The organism is Azospirillum cavernae, from assembly GCF_003590795.1.
In the GTDB taxonomy this organism is placed as follows: Bacteria; Pseudomonadota; Alphaproteobacteria; order Azospirillales; family Azospirillaceae; genus Azospirillum; species Azospirillum cavernae.
Map to the genome: position 1 here is coordinate 453,652 of NZ_QYUL01000002.1, position 18,039 is coordinate 471,690.

Genomic DNA, 18,039 nt, shown 5'->3' on the forward strand with positions numbered 1-18,039 from the left:
GCGCTGACAGGCATTAGCGCTTCGCGCCGGCGGCGCGGATTTCGGACAGGGTTCGGGTCGGCGTCAAGGCTTCCGGGTCGATGACGACGTGCAGGATCGCGGGCAGGCCGGACGCGCGGGCGCGTTCAAAGGCCGGGGCGAACTCCTCCGTCCGCTTCACCGTTTCGCCATGACCGCCATAGCTGCGGGCCAGCGCGGCGAAATCGGGGTTGCGCAGGGCGGTGCCGGACACGCGGCCCGGATATTCCCGCTCCTGGTGCATGCGGATGGTGCCGTACATGCCGTTGTCGATGACCAGCACGATGATCGCGGCCCCCTCCTGCACGGCGGTGCCGAACTCCAGCCCGGTCATCTGGAAACAACCGTCGCCGGCGAAGCAAATCACGTCGCGCTCGGGAAATTCCAGCTTCGCCGCCAGCGCGGCGGGCAGCCCGTAGCCCATCGAGCCGCAGACCGGCGCGGCTTGCGTGCCGAAGCGGCGGAAACGGTGGAAGCGGTGGATCCAGGTGGCGTAATTGCCCGCGCCGTTGGTGAAAATGGCGTCGTCGGCCAAGGTCTGGTCCAGCCAGCGCATGACCGCGCCCATCTGGACGTCGCCGGGGATTTTTTCGGGTGGGGTGCTCCACGCCTCAAACGCCGCGTGGGCGGTTTCGGCGCGGGCGGCCCAGGCAGGGTTCGGCGTCACGGCGACGTCGGCCACGGCGTCGAGGAAGCCGCCCGGCGTGGCGACGACGCCCAGCGTCGGGCGGTAGACGCGGCCGATCTCTTCGGCGCCGGGATGGACATGCACCACCGCCTTGCCCGGATCGGGAACGCCGAGCAGCGTGTAGCTTTGCGACGGCACTTCGGAAAAACGGTCGCCCAGCAGGATCAACAGGTCGCTGTCGGCGACCAGCGCCGACAGTTTCGGGTTGATTCCCAGCCCGATGTCCCCGGCGTAGAGCGGGTGGTTGTGGTCGAACAGCATCTGGCGGCGGAAGGTGACGGCGACCGGCAGGGCCAGCCGTTCGGCGAAGCCGCGCAAGGATGCTGCCGATTCCTCGGTCCAGCGCGAGCCGCCGACGACCAGCAACGGGCGTTCGGCCTTGGCCAGCAGCGCGGCGAAGGCGGCGACCTGCGCCGGGGTGGGGGCGCTGTCCACCGGCTCGGCGCGCGGGGCGGCGAGGGCGTCGGCCACTTCGGTCAGCGTGTCTTCCGGCAGGGCCAGCACGACCGGACCGGGACGGCCCGCCATCGCGGTATGGAAGGCGCGGGAGATCATTTCCGGCACGCGGTCGGCGCTGTCGATTTCGGCGACCCATTTGGCCATGCCGCCGAACAGCCGCCCGTAATCGACCTCCTGGAAGGCGTCGCGCCCGCGCATGCCGCGTTCGATTTGGCCGATCAGCACGATCAACGGGGTTTCGTCTTGTTGGGCGACGTGGATGCCCGACGCCGCGTTGGTCGCGCCGGGGCCACGGGTGACGAGGCACACGCCGGGACGCCCGGTCAGCTTGGCCTGCGCCTCGGCGGCCATGGCGGCCCCGCCCTCGTGGCGGCAGACGACCATCTCGATGGGGCTGTCGTGCAGGGCGTCCAGCACGGCGAGATAGCTCTCGCCCGGCACGCCAAACACCCGCCGCACGCCCTGCGCCTCCAGCGCTTCGACGATCAACTGCCCGCCGGTCTTCATTCCGTTTCCGTCCTGTCTGTCCTGATCTGCGACCATACCGACGTTGCCCCCTTGCGCGCCATCCCGCAACCGACTTTCTTTCCAGGGGTCATGAGCTGTGGTAATGATGAGGCATGGATCTGCAACGGCGACTCCTCCCTTCGATGAGCGCGTTGACCGCGTTCGAGGCGGCGGCGCGCACCGGCAGTTTCACGGCGGCGGCGAACGAGCTGTCGCTGACCCAAGGCGCCGTCAGCCGCCAGATCAAGGCGTTGGAGGAACAGATTGGCACGCCGCTGTTTGTCCGCAAGGACCAGCGCGTGACCCTGACGCCGACCGGCGCGCAGTACGCCGAACCGATCCGCGACGCGCTGCGCCAGATCGCGGCGGCGACGGTGCGGACCATCGCCGCGCCCAAGGGGGGCGAGTTGAATCTCGCCATTCTGCCGACCTTCGGCACCCGCTGGCTGGTGCCGCGCCTGCCCGCCTTTCAGGAGGCGCACCCCCATGTGGTGATCCATTTCACCACCAAGCTGGCCCCCTTCGATTTCCGCACCCACGACATCGACGCGGCGATTCATTACGGGCTGGGCGATTGGCCCGACGCGATTTGCGATCATCTGCTGGATGAAGAGGTGTTGCCGGTCTGCGCCCCGTCCTTCCTAAAGGCGCACCCCATCGCCGAACCGACGGATCTGATCGCTTTGCCGCTGCTGCACACCAGCACGCGGGCCGACGCCTGGGCCGAATGGTTCGCCGCGCAGGGGCTGGCGGCGCGCACCGGGGCGGGGATGTTTTTCGAGCAGTTCATCACCACCGCCCAAGCCGCCGAGGCCGGGTTGGGCGTGGCGCTGTTGCCGACGCTGCTGGTGCATGGCGAATTGCGCGAAGGGACGCTGATTCCGGCGCTCGACCGACCGCACCGCAGCGCGCGGGCCTATTATCTGGTCCACCCGCGCAACAAGGCCAACCACCCGCCGCTCGCCGCCTTCCGCCGCTGGCTGTTGGACGCGGTGGGGAAGGGGCGCTGAGGGGCGGGGGCGTTCTTACATCGCGTCGTCGTTGGCGTTGTCGCCGGTGTCTGACTCCTCAACGACCTGGGCGTCAGGGCCGTCCAGTTGGATCGGCGACACCACGGCGAAGCTGGAGCCGTCGCTTTTGGGTCGCGCGAGGTTGAGTTGCGTGCCGACCACCAGATAATGGATGGTCTCGGCGATGTTGGTCGCGTGGTCGCCGATGCGCTCCATGTTCTTGGCCATGAACAGCAGATGGGTGCAGGGCGTGATGTTGCGCGGGTCTTCCATCATGTAGGTCAGACCTTCGCGGAACAGGCTGGTGTAAAGATCGTCCAGCTCCTCGTCGCGCTCCCAAGCGGCGATGGCCTTGTCGACGTCGCGTTCGGTGTAGGCGTCCAGCACGTCTTTCATGATGGTTTCGACCAGACGGCCCATGCGCGGAATCGCCACCGCCGGGCGGACCAGCGGCATTTGCGCCAGCGCCAGCGACCGTTTGGCGATGTTGGCGGCGTAATCGCCGATGCGCTCCAGATCGGCGGCGATCTTCAGCGAGGACACGATTTCGCGCAAATCCTGCGCCATCGGCTGGCGCAGCGCCAGCAGGCGCACAGCCTCGGCGTCGATGTCGCGCTCATAGGCGTCCAGCCGGGCGTCGGCCTGCATCACCTGGGTGGCAAGCCCGACGTCGCGCCGGGCCACCGCCTTGACGGCGGCCTCGACCTGGGCCTCGGCCACACCGCCCATCTGGGTCACGAGGTTGGAGAGGCGCAGCAATTCTTGCGCGAAGGAGCGGACGATGTGTTCCGTGCTCATGAGTCGCCGACCTGCCCCATCCGTTTGTTCTCACGCGGATGTGTGCGAATTCGCACACACGCGATGGCGCAGAATAGCCGGGGGCGATGACGCGCCGGTTGCGGCGATGTTGCGGTTTTATGACAATCCGCCCCTTGCGGACGATTGGTCCCCCGGTCCTTTCCCCGGCCATGCGATGGGGTTTGAAGTGGGTCGGTAACTTCGCTAAAGGATAGACGCAGCGATTCGTCCGTTTGACCGGGGTCTTACGCCCTCCGTCACAGACCAGGAGGTTTCAGCCATCATGACCGTGACGTTCCAGACGCCCTTGCGGGCGCTCGCCGTCGGCGCCCTGTTGTGGCAGTTCGGCGTTTCGACCGCCGCCGCCGCCCCCGTCGCGCTGGTCGAGGACGTGTCCGACGGCGTGGCGGGCGTCCAGCCGATGGATTACCTCAACGCCGGTCAGACCGTGGCCTTGGCGGCGGGCCAAGTTCTGACTCTGAGCTACCTCGATTCCTGCGTCAACGAGACGATCACCGGCGGCGGCGTCACCATTGGTACGCGGGAATCGGCGATCTCCGGCGGGACCATCAACCGTCACACCCTGCCGTGCGACGGCGGCAAGCTGCTGTTGGCCGCCAGCGAAACCGGCAAGGCTGGGGTGACGGTGTTCCGCAGCGTCACCGTCGCGCTGCCGGGGGCCAAGCCGAAAGCCGATCTGACGCTCTACAAGACCCGCCCGCTGCTGGCGCTGACCGCGCCCGGCCCGGTGAGTTTCGAGCGGCTGGACGAAGCGGCGCCGCCCGTCACCATCGACGTTCCCGGCACGATGCTGGACACCGCCAAGAGCGGCGCGGCGCCGGTTCCCCCGTTGGTTCCGGGCGGGCTGTACAAGATCGCGGCCGGGGCCAAATCCTACATCGTCAAGATCGACCCCCAGGCCAAGGACGAGGCGGGTCCGGCGCTGGGCCGTCTGATCCGTTTCTGATCCCGGCCTGCGTGTGACGATCCGGCTGTCCCGGCGTTTTCGCCTGATCCTTTTGGGAGCCATGACGCCGCTGCTGGCGGCGTTCCTGGTCCTGAGCTTCAGCGCGTCGTTGCAGGGGCCGTCCATCGACACGCTGTACCGGCTGCGTGAGGCGGCGCATGGGCCGAAGCCCGCCCCGAACCCGTCGCCGGTCGTCGTCGTCGGCATCGACGAGGAAACCTACCGTCGCCCGCCCTTTGTCGGCACGCCGCAAGCCCTCTGGGGGCCGAAGCTGGGCAAGGTTCTGGCCGGAATGCTGGATGGCGGCGCGGCGGCCATCGGGCTTGACCTTGTCCACCCGACCTCGGTCGAAACCCTGATTCCGGGCTTTGAGCGCGAGTATCTGTTGACCCTGCGCCGGGGCGGCAAGGAGGGGCGGTTGGTGCTGGCCAAGGTCCAGCATCAAAGCAACCCGCTGATGCCCTATCGCGGCTATCTGATCGCGGCGGGGGCGGGGAACGTCCGCTCGGTCAATCTGGTGGAGGATCCCGACGGCGTGCTGCGGCGGATTCCGGTCACGCTGCTCGTCACCGATCCCAACGGCGGCAACCCGCGCCCGGAACCCGGCATGGCGGCGGAGGTGGCGTCGCGCGCGCTGGGCGCGCCGGTGGTCCGTGGGGAGGATGGCTGGACTACGCTGGCGGGCTATCGGCTGCCCGGCGGGACGAGCAACCGCATGCTGGTCAACCACGCCACCATGGCGGGGGCCATCCCGACCTATTCGCTGGCCGACCTGTTCGCCTGCGCCGAGGCGGGCAACGCCGCCTTTTTTGAAAAGCACTTCAAGGGCAAGGCGGTGATGGTCGGCACCGTCCTGGACGTCGAGGACCGCAAGCTGTCGTCAAACCGTTGGGTGACGAAGCCGGAGGGGCTGAACCTGCCTGAACGCTGCGCCCTGCCGGTGATGAGCGACCTGTATGTCGATGGCCTGCGCCGGGATTCGATCCCCGGGGTTTACATTCACGCGGCGGCGATCTCCAACCTGATGACCCGCGACGGGCTGGCGGAAACCGGCAAACCGGCCAGCGTGGCGTTTGTCCTGCTGTTGGCGGGGCTGGCCGCCGCGATCACGTTGGCGACCCGCCCGGCGCTGGCCGCCCTTGGCCTGCTGGTCGTGCTGGCGCTGTGGAGCGGGGCGGCGGTGGAAAGCTTTCAGAACGGGCTGGTTCTGCCCTATCTGCAAGGCGTCGTCGCCATTGGCTTGGTCTTTCCGTTGCTGCTGGGCTTTCGCTTCGCCGTTCTGGACCGCGACCAGCGGCAGATCCGCAACGCCTTCAAGCTCTATCTGCCCGGCTCGTTGATCGACGACATGATCGCGTCCGGCCAATCGCCCAGCCTGGGCGGGGAAGAGCGCGACCTGACCATCCTGTTTTCGGACATCGCCGGTTTCACCAAAATGTCGGAGGGGATGGAGCCGGAAGCCCTGGTTCTGGTGTTGAACCGCTATTTCACCGTGATGACCGACATTGTCGAAGCCCATGGCGGCTTTGTCGACAAATACATCGGCGACGCGGTGCTGGCGGTGTTCGGCGCGCCCTACGCGCTGGACAACCACGCCCGCGCGGCGGTCAACGCCGCCTTGGCGATGGCCCGGGCGATGGAGGATGATCCGACCTTGCTGGCGACCGACAGCGGACGCGGAACCGCCCGCATCGGGTTGGCGACCGGCCCGGTTCTGATCGGCAACATCGGTTCGCCGCGCCGCTTCAACTACACGGTGATGGGCGACACGGTGAATCTGGCCTCGCGGTTGGAAGGGGCGAACAAATATTACAGCACGCCGATGATGGTCAGCGGCGAAACGATGGCCCATCACGGCGACCCCGCCGCCTTCCGCGCGCTGGACATCGTCCAGGTGGTGGGCCGTCATGAGCCGGTGGCGGTTTATGAGCCGCTGTCCGACGCCCGCCGCGCCGACCTGGAGGATGGCGCCCGCCGCGCCGCCTACGCCCGCGCGCTGGCCGATTGGCAGGCCGGGCGCTTCGACGCGGCGGCGGCGGGATTCCGCGCGTTGGCCCCGTTCGACAGCGCCGCCGCCACCATGCTGCGCAAGGCCGACGCGCGGGTGGGCCGCGCGCCGGAACCGGGTTGGACCGGCGTGACGGCCCTGACCGAGAAATAGCCGATGCGCAGCCCCCGCTTGTCCCGCCCCCGTCCGTCTCGCTGCGGTCTGCCCGCCGCCCTGCTTCTCGCTTCGCTCTGCGGCGCGTTGACCGCGCCGTCGGCTTTGGCGCAGACCGCGCCGCCGGTGGTTCTGCCGCCCTCGCTCGACCCCAATCGGCTGGAGCAGCGCTTTGAGCGGCCGTTGACGCCGCAATCTCTGCCTGAAATCGAGATGCCGACGCCGGAGAAGGCGCCGCCGCCCAAGGACGCCGAGCGCGTCACCCTGACCCTGACCGAGCTTCAGGTCAGCGGCAACAGCGTCTACGACGTTGAAACCCTGTCGCCGCTGTGGCGTGACCTGCTGAATCGCCCGGCGACGCTGGCTGACCTTTATGGGGTGCGCGACGCCATCACCAGCAAATACCGCAACGCCGGTTACGTGCTGTCGCAGGCCATCGTTCCGGCCCAGCGCATCCGCAACGGCGTGGTGCGGTTGGAGGTGGTGGAGGGGTATGTCAGCGACGTGCTGATCCAGGGCGAGGCGCGCGACCGTCTGGGCCTGCTGCGGCGGATGGGCGAAAAGATCAAGGACTCGCGCCCGCTGCGCATGGCCGACATGGAGCGTTACGTCCTGTTGGCCGACGATCTGCCCGGCGTGGCGGTGAAAACCGTGCTGGAGGCCGCGCCCGACACCCCCGGCGCCTCGCAATTGACGATGACGCTGGAACGGACGCCGTTTGACGGCTCATTGGCGCTGGACAATCGCGGCACCCGCTCCGTCGGGCCATTGCAACTGACCGGGGTTTTGAACGTCGAAGACCAGTTCGGTCTGTTTGAGCGGACGACCGCTCAGGCCATCGGCGCCCAGCAATGGCGCGAGTTGCGGTATCTGGATCTGGGCCAGTCGGTCCCGCTCGACGCCGAAGGCACCACGCTGAATGTCGGCGTCCGCCGCTCCTGGTCGCAGCCCGGCGACAGCGTGCGGTCGCTGGAGCTGGACAGCCTGACCTCCTCCGCCCGCGTCGGGCTGTCGCATCCCTTTTTGCGCAGCCGGGCGGAAACCCTGCGCGGAGAAATGACCGTCACCTTTCGCGACAGCCGCACCACGGCTTTGGGCGATCCCCTGTCGGAAGACCGGCTGCGCATCCTGTCCGCCGATTTGTCTTACGACGTGTCCGACGATTGGGACGGCAGCAACGTCCTGTCGCTGCAACTGTCCAAGGGGCTGGACATTTTGCACCCCACCCGCAGCGGATCCGCCGGTTTGACCCGCGCGGGCGGGCGCAGCGATTTCCGCAAGATGAACGTGACCGCCCAACGCAATCAGAAGCTTGGCGACGCCCATATCCTGGTGTTGGCGGGCGAGGCGCAATACAGCCCCGATGAATTGTTGTCGTCGGAGGAATTCGGCGTCGGCGGCAAGGCCTATGGCCGGGCCTTTGATTCGTCGGAGATCAGCGGCGACAGCGGTTTTTCCGTGCGCGGCGAGCTTCAACGCATTTTGGAGGTCTCGCAGGACGGGCCGGATTATGCGATGATTTACGGCTTTGGCGATTATGGCGCGGTGTGGAATTACGAAAGTGGATCGCGCCATGGCCGCCGGTCCTTGGCCTCGGCGGGGGCAGGGGTGCGATTTGGACTTTTTAAACAATTCGACGTCAGCCTGGAACTCGCCAAGCCGTTCATCGCCGTTCCCACCAGCACGTTGGACCGTGGGATGCGGATCTTTTTCAATCTGTCCACGCGCTTTTGACCGCAAGGTTTGCACAGGATGAGGACGCCCCAGCCACCGCAAGACGCCGCCCGCCGCGCTGAACCGCGCGTCGCCGCGCGGCTGCGCGGGGCGACGGCGTTGGCCGGGCGCGCCGGAATGGTGATCGTCGCGGCGATGCTGGTTCCGGGAACCGCCTTCGCCAACCCCGAGGGCGGGGTGGTGACGGCGGGAAGCGTGGCGATCCGTCCGGGCGGGCCGGGACAACTCGACATCGTGCAGACGACGTCGAAGGCGATCATCGACTGGCAGCGTTTCGGCGTGAAGGAGGGGGAACACACCCGCTTTCAGCAGCCTGACTCAAAATCCATCACCTTGAACCGGGTGGTTGGGCCGGATCCCTCGGCGATCCTGGGGCGGCTGTCGGCGAACGGGCAGGTCTGGCTGGTCAACCCGAACGGCATTCTGTTCGGGCGCAACGCCCAAGTGGACGTCGCCGGTCTGATCGCCACCACCCACGACATCCGCAACGATGATTTCCTGGCTGGCCGCTACAATTTTGAAGGCCGGTCGGGTTCCACCGCGACGGTGGAGAATGAGGGCGTCATCACCGTGGCCCAAGCGGGCTTGGCCGCCTTCGTCGCCCCCGGCGTCGCCAATCGCGGCGTCATCGAGGCGCGGTTGGGCGAGGTGGCGTTGGCGTCGGGGCGGCGTTTCGTCGTCGATCTGTTCGGCGATCAAAAGATCAATCTGGCGCTGGACGCCAAGACCGACGCCCGGCCCATCGGGGCCGACGGCAAGCCGGTCGACGCCCTGGTGCGGAACGACGGCCAGATCTTCGCCGACGGCGGCCGGGTCCGCATGTCCGCCGCCGCCGCCAAGGGGCTGGTGGACAGCGTCGTCAACATGTCGGGTCGCGTCCAGGCGCGCAGCGTCGAGGAGCGCGACGGCGAGATCATCCTGAGCGGCGATCCTGAGGCCGGAACGGTGCGCGTGTCCGGCACGCTGGATGTGGCGGGCGCGGACGCCAAACGGACGGGCGGCGCCGTCACCGTCACCGGCGACAAGGTCGAGTTGACCGGAGCCGCGCGGGTGGACGCCAGCGGCGCGGCGGGCGGCGGAGCGGTTCTGATTGGCGGCGATCTTCAGGGCGGGCGGGCCGACGCCGCGACCTACGCCCTCTACAACATCCGTCCGGGCCGCAAGCCGGTTCCCCCCGCCCGCAATCTGACGGTGGAGGACGGCGCGGTCATCGCGGCGGACGCCACCAACCAAGGCAAGGGCGGCAAAGTCATCCTGTGGTCGGACGAGGCCACCCGCTTCGACGGCGTCATCACGGCGAAGGGCGGGCCGTCGGGCGGCGACGGCGGTTTTGTTGAAACGTCCGGCAAGCTGACGCTGCGCGCGCGCGGCGCGGTGGACGCCAGTTCCAAGGGCGGGTTGGCCGGGCACTGGCTGCTTGACCCGCGCAACGTGACCATCACCAACACCGGCTACGACCTCAGCGCGGGCGGCGTGTTCGATTCGGCGACCGACGATCAAGAGGTCTACGCGTCGTCCATCGTCGCGGCGCTGCAATCGGGCAACGACGTCACCGTCACCACCGGCAGCACAGGCGCGCAGACCGGCAATCTGTTCGTCACCAGCCCCATCGCCGTCACGCTGACCGGCGGCGACCGCAGCCTGACCCTGAAATCGGCGAATGATCTGTTCGTCACGGCGAACATCACGGCGGCGGGCGACAACAAGCTCAACCTGACGCTCAACGCCAATTCCGACGCCACCGACAGCGGCGCGGTCGAAATTCAATCGACGGCGACGATCACCACCAACAACGGCGCGCTGACCATTGGCGGCGGGACCAACCCGGCGACCACGGCGGCGAAGGGCGACAACAGCTCCAGCAAGGTCGGGGTGTATCTGAACGGCTCCACCATCAACACGGGGACCGGCGCCGTCGCGATCAGGGGCGAGGGCGGCGGGTACACGAGCGGCAGCAACATCGGGGTCAACGTCAGCGGCGGGTCGATCACCACCAGCTCCGGCAACATAACGATCATTGGGCAAGGCGGTTCGGCGAGCGATGGCGTCAACACCGGAATTCAGGTGGGCAACGGCGCGACGATCACCACGGTTTCAGGATCGCTGACGTTGACGGGAACGGGCGGTTCGGGCGTGGCGACCGGATCAAGCAGCGGCGGCAATCATGGCGTCAGTCTTTTGGACGCTTCAGTGGTCAGAACCAATTCCGGCTCCCTCGCCGTCAACGGCACGGGCGGAACCGGGATGGGCGGAGGCAATCACGGCGTTCATCTGGCCGCCGCGTCGGAAATACGTTCCACCACCGGGTCGGTGGCGCTGACCGCCATCGGCGGCAACTCCGGATCCTTGAACGAGGGGTTGCGGTTGGAAGTCACGTCGAAGATTTCCTCCTACGGCAGCGCGCCGATCAGCATCGCCGCCTCGACCCCCGACACGGCGAACTCGATCGCCATGACCGCTGGCGGCGGCAACAACACCATCGGCGGGGCGTCGGCCACTGGCGCCATCACCTTCACCCTCGACAGCCTGGACGCGAGCAGCGTCGGCACGGTGCGGAGCACCGGGGCCTTGACCATTCGACCCAACACGCTGTCCACCCCGATCAACGTCGCCACCGGGTCAACCGGCCTGCAACTGACCAGCGCCGCCCTGGGGGCGCTGCAAGACGGCTTCTCGTCGATCACCATCGGGCGGGCCGACGGGACCGGCGACATCAATGTCGGAACCGTGTCCTTCATGGATCCGCTGGTGATGGCGACGGGCGGCAACATCACCGTGTCGTCGTCGCTTGGAACCGGATCGGGATCGCATGTTGGCTCTATCGCCCTGCGGGCGGGGGGCGACGTCGCCATTCTGGGGTCGGGCCTCAGCACCTATGGCGAGGCGATCATCCTGAACGCTGATCGCGACGCCACCGACGGCGGGGCCATCGAAACCAGCGCCGCCGTCATCAACAGCCATGGCGGCGCCATCACCATGGGCGGCGGCGCCGATCCGTCCACCATAGCGGCCAAGGGCAGCGCCACGCGCGCCTATGGCGTGCGCCTGTCGTCGGGGTCGGTGTCGTCGGAAGGCGGCAACATCATCATCAATGGCGAGGGCAAGAACGCGGACGGTGGCCATGGTGTGAGTTTTGTCAACGATCTGACCCTGGATTCCGGTGCGGGAACGGTTCAGATCAAAGGCAAGGCGGTCGCGACCACCGGCACGGTGGGCGGCGTGGTCATGGACGGGAACGGCAACGCGCTGACGGTCCGTTCGGCGGCGGTGAACACTACGGCGATCCAGATCGAAGGGGACGCCAGCGCCGCGAACGCCACCGACGCCTATGGAATCGGGATTCGCGCCGATACCGACATCAAGGCCACGGGCGCTGACGGTGGCATCACGCTGACCGGCAAAGCGGGGCGGTCGGTGACAGCCGGGATCGCCGGGGTGTCGATCTTGCAATCGGGCGGTTCGCCCTACGTCGAAGCGGCCAGCGGTCCCATCGCCTTGAATGGAACAGCGGGATCCGATTCCGACTCGCTTGGCATTGCGTTGGGTGGCCCAGTGAAGATCGGCGTTGGCAGCCGCACCGGCGGCAGCACGTCCAACATCACCCTGACCGCCGACCGCATGAATTTGGCCCAGACCAGCGGCGCCGAAATCAAGAGCAGCGGCGTTCTGACCCTGCGGCCGGAAACGATGTCCGCCAGCATCGGGTTGGCGGGCGGGGCCGGGGGCTTGTCGCTGTCGAGCGCGTCGCTGGGCACGCTGGCCAGCGGCTTTTCGGAGATTGTGATTGGCCGGTCGGACGGAATCGGCGCCATCACGGTGGGCGGCTCCACGAGTTTTTCCAGCAATCTCAAGCTGCTGAGCGGTGGAACCGCGAGCGGCGGCATCGCCATCAACGGCGCCCTGTCGGTCGGCGGCAACCGCCTGACCATGAACACGACCGGCACGGTGTCCCAGACCTTTGCGATATCGGCGGATTCGCTCGAGCTTTTGGGAGCTGGCAGCGATTACACCCTGACTGGGGCGAACGCGGTCAACACTCTGGCGGGGTCTGTCGGTCGTCTGTCCTTCCACAACGTCAAGGGCTTTGTCATCGGGACGGCGGGCGGCTCCAGCGGGTTGACGATGGAGACTGGTTCGCGCCTGTCCTTGGCCACGGACAACGGGTCGGTGACGCAAACCGCAGCAATCCGGGCTGCCGATCTGCAAGTGGTGGGCAGCGACGCGACCTACATTCTGGACCATTCGGGCAACGCGGTCGACACTCTGGCGGGCGCGGTCGGCACGCTGACCTTCCGGGACAGCGTCAGCCTGAACATCGGCACGGTTGGCGACCGCAGTGGCCTGGAGGTCGCGGGAACCACTCTGCGGCTGACGTCCGACGGCGGTTCCATCCAGCAAACCCAATCCTTGCGCAATGTCGGCACGCTGATCCTGGCGGCGGGCGGCGGCGGCATCACGTTGGACAGCGCCGGCGTTTCCAACACCATCGCCAATTTGGGCGAGGTCCGTCGGGCTGGCGCGTTTCGGTTGTCGGACAGCGCGGGCGGGCTGACGGTGACGGACGCCGTGTTGGCCGACAGCAGCGACGTGTCGATCCGCACCGTCGGGGATCTGACGCTGGCGTCCGGCGCGTCGATCACGGTCGGGGGGGCGCATGATTTGGTGTTGGCCGCGACCGGGAATTTCATCAACAGCGGGACCGCGTCCATTCTGTCGGTCAGCGGTGGACGTTGGTTGATCTACGCCGCCAATCGCGCCGCCATGCAATTGGGCGGCTTGGCCGGAAACACGCTCTACAGCCAGACCTACGCCAGCCTGCCGCCCGCGTCGGTGACGACGACGGGCAACCAGTTCATCGTCGCCAACGCGGATCCCGCGTCGGGCGACTCTGGCGCCTCCAACACGTCGGACACGCCTCCGCCGGTGTCGCCGCCTGTTTCACCGCCGGTATCGCCGCCTGTCTCACCTCCGGTGTCGCCTCCGGCGCCGCCGCCAGTTTCACCTCCGGTGTCGCCGCCGCCTGTTTCACCTCCGGTGTCACCCCCTGTTTCACCGCCAGTGTCGCCGCCTGTGTCTCCACCACCGTTTCCGCCGGTCGTCGTCGCGCCGGTGGCGACCAGCACGACGGTGACGAGCGCGGTCGTTCAGTCGGTGTTGCAAACCGTGAACACGGTGATCGTCGCCCCACCACCTCCGCCGCCTCCTCCTCCGCCGCCAGCGGTGGCGGCGGTGGTCGCCAACGGGGCGACCAGCGTGGCGGCGTCGCGTGGCGCGGAGCCTAAGACCTTCCTGGCCGTGTTGGAAAACAGCGGCTCGTCCTCCTCGGCGGCGCAGGTGGATGCGGCGGCTCCGGCGAACGGCGCCGCCGGGACAGGCTCGTCCGCCAGCGCGGCGCAAGCGTCTTCTGGAACGGCCAGCGGAGGGCAAACCGCGAGCGCGCGGTCGCCGGACCCGACATCGCCGCCGGTTGCCCCACCGCCAGCGGCTCCGGCGATCGTGGCGCTGGCGGGCGGCGGAACGGCGACATTTTCCTCGACCGCGACGGCGGCCTACACGACGGGCGCCACCTTGTCACAACCCGGCCCGCAGGTGTTGAGTTCGCCGGTGGTGCAGGCGGCGGCGGGCGGCATGGTCCAGGCGGCCAGCGGCGGAACGATCACCCAGGCGGTGACGGCGGTCGCCAGCAGCGGCATGACGATCACCGAGCAAAAGGCGGTCTTCCAGAGCGTCCCCGTCGCCACCATCGTCAGCGGTCTGGTCAACAGCCCCGACCCGGTGGCCAAGCAGGTGGGCGGGTTGCTGCAAACCACGTCAAACAGCGGTCGCGCCGCCTATGCCGAGGTGAAATCCGTCCTGAAGCTGGCTGGCTACGATCAGGCGACGACCAAGACCTATCTGGCCATGTACCAGCGGGTGCGGCGGGAGCAGCGGACGCGCTCGCTGGCCGGGGCGTTGCGGCAGTTGACGGCGGATCCCTCGGCGTCCGATTTGTTTCCTTCGCACACGGCGGACGGCACGCCGCCGCCCAACATCGTTGAGTTTTCCAACGCGGGGGCGCGGCGGACGCGCGCCATCGTGCGCGGGTTGATCGAAAGCAACGAACGGGTGGCCGAGGCGCGGGTCAACGGCCAATGGGTCTTCGTGGACGAGCAGGGCCGTTTCGGCGCCAACCTCACCGTCGCCCCCGGCCAGACGGAGGCGGTTTTGACGGTGATCGACGACACCGGCGCGTCGTCGGAACGGCGCATCGCGGTGCAGGCGCCGCCCGCCGCGTCGGCGTCGGCGCAACCAGCCGTGCCCGATGGACGCAAGATCGCCTTGATGATCGCGGTGGACACCTACCGCAACCCGGAGATCCCGGCGCTCGGCACCCCCGCCGCCGACGTGGCGGAGGTCGGCCGGGCCTTGAACGACCGCTTGGGCTACGAAACCCGTGTGTTGCGAAATCCGACCAAGGCGCAGATCGCCGACGCTCTGCGCAAGCTGGGGCGCGAGGTGACGGAGCAGGATCAGGTGATGGTCTATTACGCCGGTCACGGTTATGAGCTGGCGGAAACCGGAACCGGCTATTGGCTGCCGTCGGACGCGGAGACGACCAGCGCCCGCAACTGGGTGTCGAACAACGACATCGCCCGTTTTCTGAACCGGATGCCCGCCAAGCAGGTGCTTTTGGTGTCGGACAGTTGCTATTCCGGCGCCTTCACCAAGGAGCAGAAGCTCGACGCCTCGACCCGCGCCCGCACGGGCGAGGAACTGCGGCAACGCCGCTCAGTGATGGCGCTGTCGTCGGGCGGAGACGAGCCGGTGGCCGATGGCGAGGTGAACTCCCCCTTCGCCACCGCCCTGATGACCCGCATCCGCGCCCTGCCACGCGAAAGCGGCGGGTTCGACCTGTACGAGCAGGTTCGCGAGGACGTCACCCGCGACGTGCCGCAAACCCCGCAATACGGCGTCATCAAGGCGGCGGGCTATGATGAAGGCGGCGATTACGTGCTGTCGCCGACGCGGGCCGTCATCAACTGACAGGCGGACGGGATGCCGATCAAGCCCGCCCCGCTTGTTTCGGCGGCGTCGGCTCATATCGTATGGCGCGTCCGCTGTTCTTGTAATTGCTTCCGTAATGGGCCTTTGGCAGTCAAGCCCCCGCATGCGTCACGTCGCCGGTTTCATGCTTCCGTCCGTGGTCGGCGCGTGGCCGCCACGCCATGCGGTCAGTAGGAACCCGCGAGCGGATCTCACAGAGCGTGATCCGGCGGGGCGGAGTGGTCACAATGCGCCTGCGGCAGCGACCCAGCCGCGAAGTGAGAAAGCGGCATAGAACAGCGCAACATCCAGAAAGCCGGCTTCGCGCAGGAGTTCTTCTTCGTCGGCGGGTGCGAGCAGCGGCAGGCGTTCGGCCAACATCCTGCCCGACGCCCTGGCCTTTGCCTGATCGAAGTCGGCGCGATCGCCAAAGGCGGCCAAGCGCTCCATCCAGCGCGCGGCGTCGTCGACAGGCGGCGAGTGATGGACGACCACGATGGTTGCGCCCGGCTTCAGGCGGCGACGGATGTCTTGCAGCGTCCGCAGCCGCTCGGTTCGGTCGAGAAAATGCAGAACGAGAAGGCAGGTTGCCCCGTCGAACGGACCAGCCGAAGCCTGATCGACCGTGCCTGTCACGAGATCAACGCGATCCGCGAAGGGCAAGACGGCCTCGCGCGCAAGGTTCAGCATCGCGGGCGAGGGATCGACGCCAGTAAAGCGCCAGTCCGGCCGTGCCTCGGCCATGGCCTTGAGTTCCAGCCCGCCCCCGGCGCCGACGACGAGCATATGCGCCACGCCCGTTGCCGACTCGGCAAGGAGGAGCGTCACCATGCGATGGAGATCGGCCAGCCCCGGCACCTTGCGTGGGGTTTCCACCGCGTAGGACGCGACGGCGGCCGGATTCGCAAAGGGGGAGGGATTGTGTTGCGTCATGCTTCCATCCTTTTCCATCAGGCCGCGAGCGGCTCGAACACCAGAGACTGGTGGAGCGAGACACCCGCCGTGACGCCATCGGCAGCCGCCCAGCTGGCGTTGTGCGGCGCGCGTGCGGCGTCGCCTGCGGCATAGACGCCCGGCACGGTGGTCAGCTTTGCCGCGTCTGTGCGGATCACCGCGCCGAACGGGCCATCATCGAGCGCGCAGCCGAGCTGTTCGGCGATTGAACTGTTGAGGCGGGAGCGCGGTGCGAGATAGAGCGCGTCGATCAGCGCCTCCCGCCCGTCCGCAAGCGTCATCGAGGACAGGGCTGTGTCTTCTCCGCGAAGCGACAGAATCGGCGTCGGCTCGATCACCACGCCACGACGGGCCAGCTTCGCCTGCGCCTCGGTGTCTGGCATGGCGCCGCCGTTGAGATACAAGGTCGTTGGCCCCCAGTCGGCGATGAGCAGCGCCTGATGTGCCGACATCGGCGTCGTCTGAAGGACGCCCAGACGGCCATCGGCATATTCGAAGCCGTGGCAATATGGGCAGTGCAGCACGCTTTTGCCCCAGCGTTCCGCCAAACCGGGCAGCTTCGGCAGCACGTCGGATATGCCGAAGGCGAGCACCAGCTTGGCCGCCGTTAGCGTATCGCCGCCGACCAGCTTTACTTCAAATCCACCCGCGATGGCGGACGCGTTGATCGCTTCGTCGGCCACAGCCCTTACGGTGGGATAGCGTTGAAGCTGCGCTAGCGCCCGGGCGATCATGGCGCGCGGCTCGTTGCCGTCCTGGCCGAAGAAGCCGTGAGAAGCATCGGCGAAGCGGTTGCGTGGACTACCGACATCAATGACGCAGACGGAGCGGCGCGCGCGTGCGATATGAATTGCGGCGGACAGCCCGGCAAAGCTGCCGCCAATGACGATCGCGTCATGCTGCATGAACAGTCTCCAGATCGATGGATTTGCCGCTTGCCACCATGCGCGCGTGGAAATCGGCGCTCAGCGCCGCCAGCGTCACCGCGCCGAAGCGGTGGAGCAGCAGCGCGGCCGCGTCTTGAAAGGCGCTGTCCAGCGCGGCGTTGACCGCCTGCTCGACCAGACAGCCTGGTGCGTCCGCACGGTTGCCCATGGCAAACGGCTCTGGCGCGCCAAGTGCCGAATACACGTCGCGCAATGTGATGTCGGCAAGATCACGGGCGATGGTCCAGCCGCCGCCATGACCCTTTTCCGAGTGGACGAAGCCAGCATCACGCAGGCCCGCCATGACCCGGCGGACCACCACCGGGTTGGTCTGCATTGCCTTGGCCATGGTTTCCGATGTGACCGGCCCGTCCGCTTCGGCCATGTGGAGCAGGACGTGAAGCACGCCTGACAGTCTGCTATCGCGTTTCATGCACTTTCATATGTTGCGAGATCGGAAGGAGTCAACCCTTCAGCAGGCTTGTGTCGCGAAAATGACGGCCTTCTCGGCGGTCGGACGTTAGGATTGTCGCGACGGAGCATCTCGAAGAAGGAAAATTTTCTTTGATTTGAGCGCATATTCGGGCAGCGCTTGATTGAAACAGCGGGACTGACCGCAAACATCGACCGCTTTGGCGTCCAGATTGAGCAGGCCCAGCAATTGGCCGTCATCGTGCTGGGCTGCGTCAGTGACGATGATTGGCGGGCGGTCGTCCTTCGAGCGGCCCTTCCGGCCAAGCGCCCAATCCGGACGCAGACAGAACAGTTTGAAACCCAACACCAAAGACAGATTT

11 protein-coding genes are annotated in these 18,039 nt (G+C 67.4%); 5 read left to right on the plus strand and 6 right to left on the minus strand.

Annotated elements, in window-relative coordinates; all coding sequences use genetic code 11:
• Positions 1 to 13: 13 nt before the first annotated feature.
• Entirely contained in the window at positions 14 to 1,672 is a 1,659-nt protein-coding gene (locus tag D3877_RS13525; protein WP_119831310.1) for a thiamine pyrophosphate-binding protein, read from the minus strand.
• 113 nt (positions 1,673 to 1,785) lie between these two features.
• Between D3877_RS13525 and gcvA the strand changes: the two genes are divergently transcribed.
• The gene (gene gcvA, locus D3877_RS13530; protein WP_119831311.1) at positions 1,786 to 2,682 is read left to right on the plus strand and encodes a transcriptional regulator GcvA; all 897 of its coding nucleotides are present in this window, start codon (positions 1,786 to 1,788) and stop codon (positions 2,680 to 2,682) included.
• 15 nt (positions 2,683 to 2,697) lie between these two features.
• Here gcvA and phoU read toward each other — a convergent pair whose 3' ends face one another.
• Complete coding sequence (gene phoU / locus D3877_RS13535; protein WP_119831312.1) at positions 2,698 to 3,480, minus strand: phosphate signaling complex protein PhoU; 783 nt, start codon at positions 3,478 to 3,480, stop codon at positions 2,698 to 2,700.
• 283 nt (positions 3,481 to 3,763) lie between these two features.
• On the opposite strand from phoU, the gene D3877_RS13540 reads away from it, so the two are divergent.
• From D3877_RS13540 to D3877_RS13555, 4 genes are all read left to right on the plus strand, one after another.
• Entirely contained in the window at positions 3,764 to 4,447 is a 684-nt protein-coding gene (locus D3877_RS13540; RefSeq protein ID WP_119831313.1) for a hypothetical protein, read from the plus strand.
• 61 nt (positions 4,448 to 4,508) lie between these two features.
• Positions 4,509 to 6,608 carry an adenylate/guanylate cyclase domain-containing protein gene (locus tag D3877_RS13545; RefSeq protein ID WP_238474877.1) on the plus strand — a complete coding sequence of 700 codons (2,100 nt, stop codon included), beginning with the start codon at positions 4,509 to 4,511 and terminating at the stop codon, positions 6,606 to 6,608.
• Positions 6,609 to 6,611: 3 nt separating this feature from the next.
• A complete protein-coding gene (locus tag D3877_RS13550) occupies positions 6,612 to 8,342 on the plus strand; it encodes a ShlB/FhaC/HecB family hemolysin secretion/activation protein (RefSeq protein ID WP_119831314.1) in 1,731 nt (576 codons plus the stop codon).
• Positions 8,343 to 8,360: 18 nt separating this feature from the next.
• Positions 8,361 to 15,365 carry a two-partner secretion domain-containing protein gene (locus D3877_RS13555; RefSeq protein ID WP_119831315.1) on the plus strand — a complete coding sequence of 2,335 codons (7,005 nt, stop codon included), beginning with the start codon at positions 8,361 to 8,363 and terminating at the stop codon, positions 15,363 to 15,365.
• A 243-nt stretch (positions 15,366 to 15,608) separates the two neighbouring features.
• Here the strand turns inward: D3877_RS13555 and D3877_RS13560 are convergent, their stop codons facing one another.
• The 4 genes from D3877_RS13560 to D3877_RS13575 all read right to left on the minus strand — a co-directional run bounded on the left by D3877_RS13560 (position 15,609) and on the right by D3877_RS13575 (position 18,029).
• Positions 15,609 to 16,298 carry a class I SAM-dependent methyltransferase gene (locus tag D3877_RS13560; RefSeq protein WP_119832437.1) on the minus strand — a complete coding sequence of 230 codons (690 nt, stop codon included), beginning with the start codon at positions 16,296 to 16,298 and terminating at the stop codon, positions 15,609 to 15,611.
• A 17-nt stretch (positions 16,299 to 16,315) separates the two neighbouring features.
• Positions 16,316 to 17,224: an NAD(P)/FAD-dependent oxidoreductase gene (locus tag D3877_RS13565; RefSeq protein WP_119831316.1), complete on the minus strand. Its 909-nt coding sequence runs from the start codon at positions 17,222 to 17,224 to the stop codon at positions 16,316 to 16,318.
• Positions 17,214 to 17,630 carry an Rrf2 family transcriptional regulator gene (locus D3877_RS13570; RefSeq protein ID WP_238474878.1) on the minus strand — a complete coding sequence of 139 codons (417 nt, stop codon included), beginning with the start codon at positions 17,628 to 17,630 and terminating at the stop codon, positions 17,214 to 17,216. The genes D3877_RS13565 and D3877_RS13570 overlap by 11 nt, the downstream gene beginning before the upstream one ends.
• A 135-nt stretch (positions 17,631 to 17,765) precedes the next feature.
• Positions 17,766 to 18,029: a hypothetical protein gene (locus tag D3877_RS13575; protein ID WP_119831318.1), complete on the minus strand. Its 264-nt coding sequence runs from the start codon at positions 18,027 to 18,029 to the stop codon at positions 17,766 to 17,768.
• Positions 18,030 to 18,039 lie beyond the last annotated feature (10 nt).